The organism is Pseudomonas cerasi (assembly GCF_900074915.1).
Classification (GTDB): domain Bacteria; phylum Pseudomonadota; class Gammaproteobacteria; order Pseudomonadales; family Pseudomonadaceae; genus Aquipseudomonas; species Aquipseudomonas cerasi.
This window is the reverse complement of the sequence record NZ_LT222319.1, coordinates 2,152,584-2,165,716: the sequence shown is the minus strand read 5'-3', so window position 1 is coordinate 2,165,716 and position 13,133 is coordinate 2,152,584. Positions and strand designations below refer to the sequence as shown.

At 60.8% G+C, this 13,133-nt stretch carries 10 protein-coding genes; all 10 read left to right on the top strand.

The window, feature by feature from the left end:
* Positions 1-271: 271 nt before the first annotated feature.
* Entirely contained in the window at positions 272-1,708 is a 1,437-nt protein-coding gene (locus tag PCPL58_RS12425; RefSeq protein WP_003370475.1) for an undecaprenyl-phosphate glucose phosphotransferase, read from the top strand.
* On the top strand, positions 1,708-3,165 hold the full coding sequence (locus tag PCPL58_RS12420) for a mannose-1-phosphate guanylyltransferase/mannose-6-phosphate isomerase (protein ID WP_065349518.1): 1,458 nt from the start codon (positions 1,708-1,710) through the stop codon (positions 3,163-3,165). Before PCPL58_RS12425 ends, PCPL58_RS12420 begins: the two co-directional genes overlap by 1 nt.
* Positions 3,166-3,297: 132 nt before the next feature.
* A complete protein-coding gene (locus PCPL58_RS12415) occupies positions 3,298-4,077 on the top strand; it encodes a polysaccharide biosynthesis/export family protein (protein WP_003370469.1) in 780 nt (259 codons plus the stop codon).
* Positions 4,078-4,094: 17 nt separating this feature from the next.
* A complete protein-coding gene (locus PCPL58_RS12410) occupies positions 4,095-6,086 on the top strand; it encodes a GumC family protein (protein ID WP_003436332.1) in 1,992 nt (663 codons plus the stop codon).
* Positions 6,086-7,264, top strand: coding sequence for a glycosyltransferase (locus PCPL58_RS12405; RefSeq protein ID WP_003370466.1), 1,179 nt, complete (start codon positions 6,086-6,088; stop codon positions 7,262-7,264). The genes PCPL58_RS12410 and PCPL58_RS12405 overlap by 1 nt, the downstream gene beginning before the upstream one ends.
* Before the next feature lies 1 nt (position 7,265).
* Positions 7,266-8,579, top strand: coding sequence for a cellulase family glycosylhydrolase (locus PCPL58_RS12400; protein WP_065349517.1), 1,314 nt, complete (start codon positions 7,266-7,268; stop codon positions 8,577-8,579).
* A 3-nt stretch (positions 8,580-8,582) separates the two neighbouring features.
* Positions 8,583-9,800: a glycosyltransferase family 4 protein gene (locus tag PCPL58_RS12395; RefSeq protein WP_003436329.1), complete on the top strand. Its 1,218-nt coding sequence runs from the start codon at positions 8,583-8,585 to the stop codon at positions 9,798-9,800.
* Positions 9,791-10,891 carry a glycosyltransferase family 4 protein gene (locus PCPL58_RS12390; protein ID WP_003436327.1) on the top strand — a complete coding sequence of 367 codons (1,101 nt, stop codon included), beginning with the start codon at positions 9,791-9,793 and terminating at the stop codon, positions 10,889-10,891. Before PCPL58_RS12395 ends, PCPL58_RS12390 begins: the two co-directional genes overlap by 10 nt.
* Complete coding sequence (locus PCPL58_RS12385) at positions 10,891-12,306, top strand: O-antigen ligase family protein (RefSeq protein WP_058416948.1); 1,416 nt, start codon at positions 10,891-10,893, stop codon at positions 12,304-12,306. The genes PCPL58_RS12390 and PCPL58_RS12385 overlap by 1 nt, the downstream gene beginning before the upstream one ends.
* Positions 12,303-13,124 carry an acyltransferase gene (locus PCPL58_RS12380; RefSeq protein WP_003436322.1) on the top strand — a complete coding sequence of 274 codons (822 nt, stop codon included), beginning with the start codon at positions 12,303-12,305 and terminating at the stop codon, positions 13,122-13,124. Before PCPL58_RS12385 ends, PCPL58_RS12380 begins: the two co-directional genes overlap by 4 nt.
* Positions 13,125-13,133: the final 9 nt, after the last annotated feature.

Sequence of the window (13,133 nt, the reverse complement as noted above, 5' to 3'; positions counted from 1 at the left end):
TATTCGTTTCATGAGCTTTACTGACAGCAGTACCCTCACTTGAGGGAAATTTCCTTCACAAATGATTGAAAAGGCTTAAATAAAATCCGGTAAGGGACGACATATATAAAGTGATATTCACAAAAGACGGTCCGGATTCCTCATCAGCACGACCTGTAACTGGCTACGCTTGGACACAGTCCCCGTAGAAACACCTCTCGGGTCTTACAAAAAATAGAAATACGTCCTGGGTCAGCAGAATTCAGGCGCGCACAGGGAGTAAGGGATTTCCATGAGGTTGCAGCCCGTCGACAGCCTTTCGCTGACCCGCACCAGCCTGGTCGAATACTTTCTTTTCGGCATTCGCCTGGCTCACGGCATCGCCTGCATACTGCCGGGCCTTGTGATCATTCTGCTGATCAAGGATGGCGGAGCGGAAACACAGCAGGGTTACCTGACCATGCTGCTGTTTTTCGGCTTTGTCGGGGTGCTGGTGTTCCAGGCCATGGGCGTCTATTCCGAAGCACTGTTCAGCAACGATCTGCGCATGGGCGCGATGGCGCTGGCCTGGACGGCCGCCTTCGGACTGTTGCTGTTCATGCAGCAGGCAATGGGCCTGTTCGGCTACCTCCCGCCGGAAGAACTGCTGATCTGGTACCTGACCAGCCTTGCGCTGTTCGGCATCATTCGTCTGCTGCTGCTGATGCTGTTCAAGCGTCAGATGCGCAAGGGCGTGTTCCTGCAGCACGCCGTGATTCTTGGCGCGACGGAGAATGGCCAGCGCCTCGCCGAATACCTGCTTGAACATCAGGACATTCGTTCGGGGGTGACCGGCTTTATCGACGACCGTATCGGGCGCATGCCCAAGACCGTAGCCAACCTGCCACTGCTGGGCAATACCAGCGATCTGGAGCGGCTGATCCGCGAAGAGAAAGTGACCCAAGTGCTGGTCGCCCTGCCCTGGACAGCGGAAAACCGCATGGACTACATCATCCGCGAACTGCGCAGGCTACCGGTCAACGTATTGCTGGTGCCGGACATGATCGCCTTTCGGCACACCCACAACCGCATCACCGAAGTCGCCCGGCTGCCGATGTTCAATGCCTCGGATCTGCCGCTCAGTGGCTGGTCGCCGTTCATCAAACGCGCTGAAGACATCGTGCTGTCATCGCTGGCGCTTCTTGCGCTATCACCTTTGATGCTGCTGGTCGCGCTGGCGATCAAGCTCGATTCGCCAGGACCGGTGTTTTTCCGTCAGAAGCGCTACGGGTACAACAATCGCCTGATCGAAGTGTTCAAGTTCCGCTCCATGCATCAGCACCAGGCCGATGCAACGGCCGAACGGCAAACCACCCGCGGTGACGCCAGAATAACGCGGGTCGGTCGCTTCATTCGCAAAACCAGCCTGGATGAACTGCCACAGCTGTTCAACGTGGTGGCGGGCAGCATGTCGATGGTCGGACCGCGTCCGCACGCCACGGCGACCAAGGCAGCCGGGATTCTGTTCGAGCAGGCGGTGAAGGAATACACCTCGCGGCACCGCGTCAAACCAGGCATTACCGGACTGGCGCAGATCAACGGCTATCGGGGCGAAACCGACACCGTTGAAAAAATCGAAAAACGCGTCGAGTTCGACCTTGAGTACATAGAAAACTGGTCCGTCTGGTTCGACCTCTACATCCTTATGCGCACTGTGCCTGCAGTGCTATTCACCCGTGAGGCTTACTGATGAGCACGCTCATTCCCTGCATCATTGCCGACGGCTCCGGCACCCGTCTTTGGCCGGTTTCCCGTGAAGCGATGCCCAAGCCGTTCATGCGCCTGCCAGACGGCCAAAGCCTGCTGCAGAAGACCTTTCTGCGTGCGGTCGGTCTGCCCGGCGTCGAGCGTCTGCTGACCGTCACCAACCGGGAAGTGTATTTCCGCACGGTGGACGACTACCGCCAGTTGAACAAAGGCAATGCACGTCTGGATTTCATCCTCGAACCCTTCGGTCGTAATACAGCAGCTGCCGTTGCCGCCGCGGCATTGCACGTCAGCCAACTGTATGGCGACGAAGCGCAACTGCTGGTGTTGCCTGCCGATCACCTGATCACCGACGTGGCGGAATTCTCCAGAGCAGTGAGCGCTGCACAGAAGCTGGCCGCAGAGGGCTGGCTGGTGACGTTCGGCATCCTGCCGACCGCGCCGGAAACCGGTTTCGGCTACATCGAGAAAGGCCCGGCACTGAATGCCGACGCATGTCAGGTCGCCCGTTTTGTCGAAAAGCCCGACGCGATCACCGCCCAAGGCTATCTGGACAGTGGTCAGCATTTCTGGAATGCCGGCATGTTCTGCATGCGCGCCGACGCCGTGCTGCGCGAGCTGCGCACGCATGCGCCGGACGTCTTGAGCGCCGTCAGCGCATGCCTGGAATCCAGCCCGCGCAAGGAAGGCAACCGTGAGCTGCAAGTCGAGCTGGACAGTGAGTCGTTTGCCCTGACACCGGACATTTCCATCGATTACGCGCTGATGGAACGCTCCGACACAGTCGCCGTGGTGCCCTGCCAGCTTGGCTGGAGTGATATCGGCTCGTGGCAGGCGGTGCGTGAACTGTCTCCCGGCGATGCTCAAGGCAACTACTGCAATGGCGAAACCGTGCTGCACGACGTCAGCAACTGCTACATCGACTCTCCCAAGCGTCTGGTAGGCGCTATCGGCCTCGACAATCTGATCATCATCGACACCCCCGACGCCTTGCTGATCGCCGACGGTCGCCGCAGTCAGGACGTCAAGATCATCGCTCAGGAGCTCAAACGTCAGGGCCATGATGCCTACCGCCTGCATCGCACAGTCACACGCCCCTGGGGCACTTACACCGTCCTCGAAGAGGGCAAGCGCTTCAAGATCAAGCGCATCGTGGTTCGCCCGCAGGCGTCACTGTCGTTGCAGATGCACCATCACCGCAGCGAACACTGGATCGTGGTCAGCGGCATGGCCCGCGTCACCAACGGCGAGCGCGAGTTCATGCTGGATACCAACGAATCGACCTTCATCAAGCCGGGCCACACGCATCGTCTGGTCAATCCTGGCGTCATCGATCTGGTGATGATCGAGGTGCAGAGCGGCGAGTACCTGGGCGAGGACGACATCGTACGTTTTACCGACATTTATGGACGTGTACCCGACAAGGCCGAGAAGAGCTGATCGGCGCAGCAGCAAGCGCCGCTTGATTCACGCGGCACGCAATTGACAGCACCCGGAACACGCATGACCCGCCAACATGAATTTATTACCCGCAAGGGAGCCGTATTTGTGCATGACAGGAGCTCAGGACCAATGAAAAGCATGATGCTGATCGCCAGCTTATTGCTGTTAAGTGCGTGCAATACCCCTTCCAGGGTGGGCCTGCCCGATGACCGTGCGCAAATCGAGGCCGGTCAGGCGGCGGGGCGCGCGCTGGCAGGCAAGCCGCTGCCACCGGAGCGGATCCGCCCCGGCGACACGCTGCGCATCGTGCGCAACAGTGGCGAGGCGCCTTCGATTTCGGCGTTCACCGCCAACTCCATCTATGAACTGACCCTGTTTCAGGTGCTCAACGACGGCACCTTTTCCTACCCTTACATCGGCACCGTCAAGGCCGCAGGCCTGACCCTCCAGCAACTCAACGACCTGCTGGAAAGCAAGCTGCAGAACGTCTACCGCGAGACCGCGCTGACCATCAACATTTCCCAGTCACCGGGCAATACCGTGTTTGTCGGCGGCGCGGTGCGCAACTCGGTCACTTTGCCGGTCAACGTCGCTACCAACCTTGACCAGGCGATTGTCGGCGCTGGCGGCGTGGCGCTTGACGCCGATGCCGGTCAGGTCGCCCTGCTGCGTCAGGAAGAAAACGGCCTCTACAAGACTTACTTCTTCGATTACAGCAAGTTTCTCTGGGCCGGCGGCGCCGGTGGCCCCAGCGCACCGGTCCTGTTGAAACGCGGCGATATCGTGTTCGTTCCCAAATCGTCGGTCGGCAACAAGGTTGACGGCGTGTCCCTGTATTTCAACCAGTTGATCCCCTTCGCGAAGTCGATCGGCCTGGGCATGAATTACGAGCTGCGCAACAACAATTAATTGTCAGGGAAACAGACATGATCAACATCCGCTCATTCCGCGACCTTCTGCGCCTGCTCTTCATCTTCCAGCGCGAAGTCAGGATTACCGTGCTGGCGACCTTCGTCATCATTCTTCTGGGCGCGTTTCTGCTCCCCAACCGCTATGAGTCCACCGCCCTGCTGCTGGTCAAGCCGGGCCGCGACAGCAGCACGGTGCCGATCGAGTTGTCTGATCGTCAGGCCATTGTGATTCCGAGCGGCCTGCGCGATCCGCTGCTCGACGAGGAGCGCATGCTCAGCGGGCGGCCGATCATGCGTGCAGTGTCCGAAAAATACCTCGCCGAACTGTCCATGGTGCCACCTGAAACCGGCGTTCTGGCCTCGGTGAAGAACGGCATCAAGACCGTAGTCGGAGCGCTCGTCAACGGCGTGCGCAACGTTCTGCAGTTCATCGGGCTGGTGGAAAACCGCTCTCAGGTCGAACGTCTGGCCGAGGATCTGGAGAAAAACTTCAAGGTCAGCCATGAACCGGGCTCGTCGGTGATGGAGCTGAGATTTACCTGGAACGACCCGGAAATCGCGCAGACCGTACTCAAGACCTGGATCACCGAGTACCAGACGCAGCGCACCAAAACGCTGGGCCGTGTCAGCCTGTACGCGTTCTACGAAGGGGAAGTGAAGACGACCGGTGCGAACATCATCGAGTACAAGAAGCAAATTCAGAACTACCTGAACCAGTTGAGCGCGGTCAGTATTTCCCAGCGTCTGGCCGACACTTCGCAGGGGCTCAACGATCTGCGCACCGAGCGCAACAACACCACCCGCTCGATTGCCTCGACCAAGGCAGGTCTGGACCTGCTGAAAAAACAACTGGCAGAACAACCCAAGACCGTCTCTGCAGGCCGTGAACTGGCCCTCAACCCCAATCGTCAGGACCTTCAGAACCGCATCAACGGCAAGGAAGTCGAGCGCCAGGAAATGCTTCGCTCGTTCAAGGAAGAGGCGCCACCGATTCGGGCCATCAACGAGGAAATCAATAACCTCAAAAAACTGCTCAAGGAACAGGACGCCACCGTGCAGCGTTCCGAAAGCATCACGCCCAACCCCATCTACAACCGCATGCAGAATGTGTATGCCGACCAGCAGACCAGCTACGCGCGCTTGCAAACCCAGCTTGCCCAACAGAATGCGCAGATTGCCCAGCTGGAAAGCGACCGCCAGCAGGCGCTGAATCTGGAACCGGAACTGTCGCGCCTGCAGAACGAACTCGATGCAGCGGAGAAAAGCTATGCGCTGTACAAGGACAGCCTGGAAAAATCGCGTATCGACCGTGAGCTCGACAACAGCCAGATCAGCAATATCGCGACCGTCGAGGACGCGACTTTCAACCCCAGCCGGGTATTCCCGAAAAGCCTGCTGATGCTGTTTCTGGCATTCCCGCTGAGTATTGTGGTCGGTGCCGTGGCGCTGTACTTCTTCTACCTGCTGGATCAGCGCATTCACGACGGCGACAAGATCGAGAGCAGCTTCGGTGTTCCGGTCTGGACCAGCCTCCCCGACCTGGAACGTGCTCAGGAACGCAGTGCAGCGTTCACCTCGAATCTGCATCGGGTGTACGGCATTCTGCCGCTTGATCAGGTAGAAGAGCGCGGATTGACCATCGGTTTTACCTCGGTCAAGTACGGAGCTGGCGTATCGTTCGTGATCGCGCGGTTAAGCGCGCTGCTGATCGAACAGGGCCATCGGGTGCGTACCGAGGGCCGCGGCCCGGCCAGTCCTGGCGAAATCGTGCTGATCAATGCGTCGGCGCTTTCGGCGAATCAGGACGCCTTCGTGCTCTTGCGCAAGGCTGACCTGATCGTGCTGGTGGTTCGCGCCCAGGACACCACCGTGCCGATGCTGGAAGACACGCTCAACAACCTCAACACCGCGTTCAAGAAAGTCGACGGCATCATCATCAACCGTCGGCGCTTCGAAGTGCCTGAAAAGGTCCTGAATTTCCTCAAGCGGATCGGGAGCCGAGGCTGATGCGAATAGCGTTGCTTGCGCCGCTGCCGCCCGAACAGAACGGCATCGCCGATTACGCCGGACATCTGCGGCATGCGCTTGAAGGCCTGGGTCTGCAGGTCAGTACACCGCTGCAGGGTGTTGGCAACGATCCCCGCGCTGCACAACAGCGGGTGGCCGAAACCGACTGGAGCGGCATCGATCTGGTCCACGCCGAACTGGGCGGCGGTCGACTGGCGGAGTTTCAAGCCCTGCGCGCATTGCGTCGGCGTTTCCCGAGGCTGCCGTTGACCGCGACCGTGCACGATCCCGAGCGCCTGGTCTGGCGACGCGAGAAACTGCCGTGGCCATTATCGATGGTCAGCGGCATGCGCTCGCCGCTGCCGGAAATCGCCACAGTACTGGCCGATCCGCTGTGCCTGCATGAAGAACGGCAGCTGGCGCGGCACATGACCCGGCTGGTGACCCTGACCCAGGCAGGCAGTCAGAGCCTGCGCCAGCGCATGGGGCTGACGGCAGCGCAGATGGCCGTCATCAATCACGGCAACCTCGACATCGCCCCCATGCCGTTACCGCCGTTGAATCCCTTGCGTCTGTTGTATTTCGGTTTCATTTATCGCGGCAAGGGTATCGAGGACCTGCTCGATGCGCTGTCCAGCGTATTCACCGCCCAGCCTGCGCTGCGCTCGACCGTACGCCTGACCCTGGCCGGCGGCAGCGAGCCGGAAATGGCCTTTGGCCCGTCCGGCAGTTATCTGGAACAACTACGACTGCGCATCCGCCAACTGGGCCTTGTCGATCTGATCGACTGGCAACTGGACCTGCCTGCCGAACAGATTGCGCAGGTGATCCAGGCCCACCACGTGATGGTTCTGCCCTATCGCGAGTCGAGCAAACTGAAGATTCTCGGCAAGCTGCGCGGCACCAGCGGCGCGCTGTCCTGGGCGGTAGCCTGCGGACGTGGCGTGATCACTTCGGATGCGCGCTCGTTTGCCGAAGAAGTCTCGCATGGCAACGGCATGATCTATCCGCAAGGCGATGTCGACGGGCTGGCGCAAGCCCTCGCCCGCGCCTGCGCAACACCGGAGCTGGTCAGGCAGTGGGCCGACAACGCCGCGCAGATGGGCAAGGCCCGGGTCTGGAGCCATACCGCAGAACATTTTCAGGATGTATTTCGCCAGGCTTGCCAGGAGAAGTGACATGCAGCGTCCATCCAGATTCGGGCAACTCGTCACCAGCATACTGCTCGGCGCAGCAATGAGCTGCGCCGCCCAGGCGGCAACAGTCCTCAAGGCGCCCCGCGAAGTGGTCTGGGCGGACTTTCTGGGCGTCAACGTACAGTTTCAGTACTTCGCCCCGGACATCTACCAACAGCAGATGATCCGTCTGGACGAACTGGGCCTGAACTGGGTTAGGCTGACCATTCACTGGCCGGTGATCGAGCCGCAAAAGGACCGCTACGCCCTGACCGAGCTGGACGCCGCCATGACCGCGATCAAGGCGCACAATTACAACACCCTGGCGTACCTGGTCGGGTCAGCGCCTTTCGCCAGCAGCGCGCCGGCCGATGCAAAGAGCCGCGATCAATACCCCCCGACGGATTTCAACGTGTTCGCCGCACGCATGACCGCCCTGGCCCAGCGCTATCCGCAGGTCAACAACTGGCAGGTCTGGAACGAGCCGAACATCGTCTGGCTGCCCAAAGAGGATCCGGCTGCCTATGGCCGCTTGCTGACCACCACTGCCAATGCGATCCGCGCCGTCCTGCCGAACAAGACGATTGTCACGTCAGGCATGGCTTACTACAGTCAGATGCATAGCACCTCTGGCTACATGCTGCAGACGCTGCTCGATAATGGCCTGGGCCAGCAGAATATCGTCGCGGCCTATCACCCCTACTCCGAGTACCCGGAAGGCGATTCCATACCGGATCGCGATTTTCTGGTGCGTGCCAATGCCATGAACCAGTTGTTGCACAGCAATGGCGTCAAGCAGGTGTGGGCCACTGAATGGGGCTGGTCGAGCTATGCAGGCCCGGTAGAGATGCAGCACCTGATTGGCACCTCCGGCCAGGCTGACTACACCCTGCGGCGTCTGGCGCTGATGAGCGCCATGGATTTCCAGCGCATCTTCCTGTTCAACCTCAGCGATCTGGACGAGCGCGCCTCGGCCCGCGATCAGGGTTACGGGCTGCTTGACCTGCAAGCCAGTCCCAAACCGGCCTACACCGCGCTGCAGAACTTTCTGAAAATCACCGGGCCACGTCTGCTGCCCGCCGAACCACCCGCCGTAAGCAGCGTACCGGACGACCTGTATGCCATTCCATGGACGCGCGCGGATGGCTCGCAATTGCTGATGTTCTGGAGTGCGGCGGGCACATCGCTGACTTTCCCGGCTATCACCGATGCGGTGGTCCACGACCCATTGACCGGTAGCCGCACCCCGTTGTCCGGCAGCCAGGGGATCACCCTGCTGCTGAAGCCGACTCTGCAAATTCTGGAATGGAAGCCCTGAGCCATGCGAATCCTGTGGACGCTCCCCTATCTGCCCTGGCCCACCACCAGTGGCGGCAAAACCCGGGAATACCATTTGCTGCGCAACCTGGCAGCACGTGGTCATCGCATCACGCTGCTGGTGCAGTCCAAGAACCCGCTGGACGACGATGCCCGCGCGGCACTGGAGCCTTGGCTGGAACGCCTGATCGTGATCGATCGACGCCCGTTGCTCAGCTTGCGTACCCTGCTGGCCGTGGCGTTTGCCCCGCCACCGATGCTGGCCAGCGTGAACGGCTACGCACCGCAACTGGAAAAGGCCTTCGAACAGTTGCTGGAGGAAGACTGGGACATTATTCAGTTGCAGCACACTTATGCCTTTCAGCCCTTCGAGCATGCGCTCAAGCGCTCCGGCAAACCCTTCGTGCTGACCGAGCACAATGTCGAATCGGACCTGGGTGCCGCCAGCTACGACCGTCTGCCGCGCTGGGCCAATGCCTTCGCGGTCTATGACCGCTGGCGCTACCGGCGCTGGGAAACCCGCGTGTTTCGCCAGACCGGTGAGCTGATCGCGGTCACCGAGGACGATGCTAAGGCGCTTTCGCGTCTCAGCGGCAGGGCGACGTCCTATGTGGTCAACAGTGTCGACTGCGATTACTACGCCAGCGTCCATGCGGACCGTCACAGCCATCGCCTGCTGTTTATCGGCAACTATGAATACGGCCCCAATGTCGACGCCATCGAATGGGCGCTGGACGAGATCATGCCAAAGGTCTGGGCCCTGGCACCCCATGTGCGTTTTGCCATCGGCGGCTTCGGCATGCCGCCCGCCTGGCGCGAGCGCTGGTCTGACCCGCGCATTGAATGGCTGGGTTATGTAGCTGACCTGCGTGCCTTGCAGGCCACTGCCTCGATGTTCTTCGCACCCCTGCGCCAGGGCGGCGGCTCCAAGCTCAAGACCCTGGAAGCCATGGCCGCCGGCCTGCCAGTGGTGACCACCGCACAGGGTGTTTCCGGGCTGGCGGTGCGGCATGGCGAACATTACCTGGGCAGCGAGGATGCCTCAGGGCTGGCGACCCTGATCGCCGAATACACCGACAAACCACTGCAGCTTGAGCAGATTGGCGAAGCTGGCCGCATTTATGTTCGCGCCCGGCATGACTGGTCCGTTTCCGCCGCTCAGCTGGAAGTGATTTACACCCGCTTTTCGTTCTCCAAGCAAGGATTGCGCTCATGCGTATAGGACTCGACTACCGCGCCGCAGCCGGTTACCCCACCAGCGGCATCGGACGCCAGAACCTGGCACTGGAACGGGCATTCCGTGAACACCCGGACGTGCAATTGCAGCTGTTCGGCGTGGCCCCCTACGATCATCCGGTACGCCGCCTGATGCATGCCCCGCGCTGGGCTGCCCCATTGAATTCAGTTCATCGGCTGCCGGATCGCCTGCGCTTCGAAGGCCAGTTCCTGCCTGCAGCCCTGCGCGATGCCGGCATTCAGATCTACATGGCCAATATCAACATGGGCCTGCCGCTGGGGCGCAAGCCGGCCGATATGCGTTACGTACTGCAACTGCACGATCTGTTTCAGCTCACGCAGCACAACAGTCACGGTTCGCGACTGAAAGCCAGGATCTACCGGATGACCGACTACCTGTCGATTGCCTGGTCGCTGAAGGTTGCCGACCAGATCTGGGTGCCTTCGCAATTCACTGCAAACGAGGCTGCACGGATGTTCCCCAGGATCAAAGCCAAGCTGCGCGTCATACCGCTGTTGGTGGAAGCCTTCAAGGGTGAGCCGGCCGACATCGCGCAACTGCGCCTGCCGCTGCGTTACTGGCTGTGCGTGGGCACGCGCGAACCGCGCAAGAACATCAAATGGTTCGTGGATGCCTGGCAGACCGCGCGCATGCAATTCGTCGATACCCCGGAACTGGTGCTGGTCGGTGGCGATGATCCGCTGACCGAAGCGCAGCGCCAGTTACCGGGTCTGCATGTGCTCAGCGGCCTGAGCGACGCCGAACTGCACGCCGTCTACAAAAATGCCGAACGGCTCTGGCAACCCTCCAAAAGTGAAGGTTTCGGGCTGCCGGTGATTGAAGCACTGAACAGCGGCACACCGGTTGCAGTGGCCTCGGGCTCCTCGCTGGACGAAGTCGCACCGCCCGACAGTCCACGCTTTTCGCCGGTCGACAGCGGTAACCTGATCAGGTTGATGGGGACCCTGTCGCAGGCGCCTGAAGAGGATCCGGCGATTGCCACAGACTGGACGCAGCGCTACCAGTTGAAAGCCTTTTGCGAACGCGTGCACGTGGCGCTGGAGGAATTGCGCTGATGCCACTGGCCTTGCCCTTGGGGCTGCTGTTCAGCCTGCTGTTCGGCGTAATGATCTGGATGCTGCCGGCGCCCTTCGTGGTGGCGGCGGCAATCGGTATCGTGGCGGTTGCCACGATCATCCGCCGGCCGGTACGCGGGCTGCTGCTGTTCTGCCTGATCGGAACCTTCCTGCCCTACTCGACGATTCAGATCGGCATTCGCACCACGGTCTCCGAAGCGCTGATCATGCTGACCTGGGCCAGCTATCTGCTGCATGCAGTCTTTCAGGAACGCCACCGTGTGCCCCATATGCTGCGCCCCGAACGGCTGCTGGTGGCATTGATGCTGTTCAGTGCGTTTCCGTTTCTGGTCGGCCAGTTGACCGTCATCGCCGAGGGCAACGGCCCGATCAACTGGGTCCGCTGGCTGTTCAACCTGTCGATCCTGTTTCTGGTGCCCCGTCTGCTGACCGACCTCAAAACGCTGGAAAACGCAGTCATCGCGCTGCTCGGCGGGACGCTGTTGTTGCTGGTGCTGTCGATCGGGGTCTACGTCACCAAAGGCTCGGCCACTGCAATCATTCCGATCCTCGGCAGCCTGGGCTACAGCGGTGCCGACGTGTTGAGCGAGAGCCTGCTTTCGTTCGCCAGCCGCATGGGTTCGCCGTGGATGCACCCCAACGTGGCGGGGGGTGCGCTGGCGATGCTACTGCCGCTGGCCTTCTGCTTCGGCATGACGCGCAGCGGCACGGCCCGCAGGCTGGGCCTTGCGGTGGCGGCCCTTGGCGTGGTCGGCCTGTTGCTGACCGGCTCACGCGGCGCGCTGTTGAGCCTGATCGCAGTGATGCTGCTGATGGCCCGGCGACGTATTCCGCATCTGGGACGGCTGTTGATGGGTGGCATGGTGGCCGGCATTCTTCTGCTGATGTTCTACCCGCCCCTGCAAGACCGGCTGATGGGGCTGTTCAGCAATGACGATGCCAGTACCGCGATTCGCTTCCTGGAATACAGCCATTTCCCCGACGCAGTGGCCACCTTCCCGTTCGGCATCGGTTTCAAGACCGACCCACCGGTGCTGGGCTACACAGAATTCGGCATTTCCAACCTGTGGCTGAACTTCATCTACAAGATCGGCATACCCGGCATGCTGCTGTTCATCGCTATCACCCTCAGTTGGTGGAAGGAAGTGCGTCCCGGAAGCGGCCGGGTCGTGCTGACTCGCGAAAACGCCATTGCGCTGGGCTGCACCACCGGTGTACTGGCTGCGTTGTTCAGCGGTCTGTTCGACCATTACTTCAGCTTCACCAGTGTGCTGGTTGCGTTGTTCTGGCTCTTGCTCGGCATCAGCCTGCACGAAACCAGACGCCTGCGCGCCAGGCCCGACATGACATCCAGACACCTTGACGCCTCACCCGAGCCGGGAGCCTCCTCATGAAACACCGCATGCTGCATTCTCATAATCTCAGAGAGGCACTGCCCGATTACGCGCGCAAGATGGCGGTGCCGCTCGAAGAGCTGGAAGCCGCCTATCAGTGGATGCTGGACAACGAAGTGTGCTTTGAAACGCGGATCAAGGAACGCACCCTGTCGTTCATCTGCTATCTGAATATCGAGCCGAGAATCGAACACCCGCTGGCGCGACGCTTCTACAAGCTGCTGGCCAGCGAAACCAAAGGCGCGCTTATTCCGCTGTACGGGATCAACTGGCCGACCCTGCGCGACCGCATGTTGCGGACTTGGGAGCAGGCTTACAACATCCTCATCTGCAAGATCCCCAGCCACACCCTGCGCCTGCTGTGGTTGCGCATCGGCGGCGCGAAGATCGGCAAGGGCTCGACCGTCTGGCGCAATACCGAGGTGCTCGGCGTCGACAGCCTGCGCATCGGCAATGACAGCACGGTGGGCTGGCACTGCCAACTGGACGCACGCGGTGGACTGGTGATCGGCGATCACGTCACCATCGCTTCACATGTGCTGATCATCGCCGGCGGACACGATCTCAACGAACCCGAATTCTGGGCGGTAGGCGGACCGGTGTTCATCGGCGACTACGCATGGATCTGCAGCCGCGCGCTGCTCTCGTTCGGCGCCGACATCGGCGAAGGTGCCGTGGTGGGCGGTAACAGCGTGGTCTCCAAACCGGTTCCGCCCTACGCCATCGTCAGTGGCCCGAACGCAGAGATCAAGGGCGAGCGCGCTCGCGGCCTCAAGTACAAGGTGGGCGGCAAAGGCCTGTTCACCTTGTTTCACTGATCAGAAGCA

Coding starts and splice junctions, on each gene's coding strand:
- PCPL58_RS12395 (WP_003436329.1), top strand. CDS start 8,583: ATGCGAATCCTGTGGACGCTCCCCTATCTGCCCTGGCCCACCACCAGT.
- PCPL58_RS12415 (WP_003370469.1), top strand. CDS start 3,298: ATGAAAAGCATGATGCTGATCGCCAGCTTATTGCTGTTAAGTGCGTGC.
- PCPL58_RS12410 (WP_003436332.1), top strand. CDS start 4,095: ATGATCAACATCCGCTCATTCCGCGACCTTCTGCGCCTGCTCTTCATC.
- PCPL58_RS12400 (WP_065349517.1), top strand. CDS start 7,266: ATGCAGCGTCCATCCAGATTCGGGCAACTCGTCACCAGCATACTGCTC.
- PCPL58_RS12380 (WP_003436322.1), top strand. CDS start 12,303: ATGAAACACCGCATGCTGCATTCTCATAATCTCAGAGAGGCACTGCCC.
- PCPL58_RS12405 (WP_003370466.1), top strand. CDS start 6,086: ATGCGAATAGCGTTGCTTGCGCCGCTGCCGCCCGAACAGAACGGCATC.
- PCPL58_RS12420 (WP_065349518.1), top strand. CDS start 1,708: ATGAGCACGCTCATTCCCTGCATCATTGCCGACGGCTCCGGCACCCGT.
- PCPL58_RS12425 (WP_003370475.1), top strand. CDS start 272: ATGAGGTTGCAGCCCGTCGACAGCCTTTCGCTGACCCGCACCAGCCTG.
- PCPL58_RS12390 (WP_003436327.1), top strand. CDS start 9,791: ATGCGTATAGGACTCGACTACCGCGCCGCAGCCGGTTACCCCACCAGC.
- PCPL58_RS12385 (WP_058416948.1), top strand. CDS start 10,891: ATGCCACTGGCCTTGCCCTTGGGGCTGCTGTTCAGCCTGCTGTTCGGC.